The sequence below is a fragment of the Thalassobacterium maritimum genome, assembly GCF_031127805.1.
Taxonomy (GTDB): Bacteria; Verrucomicrobiota; Verrucomicrobiia; order Opitutales; family Coraliomargaritaceae; genus Thalassobacterium; species Thalassobacterium maritimum.
Genome location: NZ_JARXHW010000222.1, coordinates 1 through 546, shown reverse-complemented (window position 1 = coordinate 546; position 546 = coordinate 1). Strand labels below are relative to the sequence as shown.

The 546-nt window shown below is 54.2% G+C and carries 2 tRNA genes; both read right to left on the bottom strand.

The features are described 5' to 3' along the window. Positions 1-81 (bottom strand) — tRNA-Leu (locus QEH52_RS20125). A gap of 377 nt (positions 82-458) precedes the next feature. After that, a tRNA-Leu gene (locus QEH52_RS20120) sits at positions 459-543 on the bottom strand. Positions 544-546: the final 3 nt, after the last annotated feature.

Below are 546 nucleotides of genomic sequence, written 5' to 3'. Positions count from 1 at the left end.
GGTCGAGGAGGGACTTGAACCCTCACGCCTCGCGGCACATGACCCTTAATCATGCGTGTCTGCCAATTCCACCACTCGACCGATGGACTACGTTTCCGTAGCGAAGTTCGAAGGTGATAGGTGTGTTTTTGGATAGATCAACCATAAATCGTATCAATTCGATATTTTATTATGATTCGCTGAATGGAGAGGCGCATAGACACTTGTCTGTCACTTGGGTTGCGCTAGGGGACAGGCGGGGCGCCTGTTTTACGTAAGACAGACACTCTTGTCTGTCGCTTGAGTTGCGCTAGGGGGACAGGCGGGGCGCCTGTTTTACGTAAGACAGACACTCCTGTCTGTCGCTCGAGTTGCTAACTGGCTTGCCCGGGCGTAGTCTGCTTGGAGCTTAGGAGTCCGGCTACACTTCGTTACGCCGCGACAGGCTTCGTTTGCTGGAACAAGTTCCAGGCGAAGCCTGGTGGTCGAGGAGGGACTTGAACCCTCACGCCTCGCGGCACATGACCCTTAATCATGCGTGTCTGCCAATTCCACCACTCGACCGAT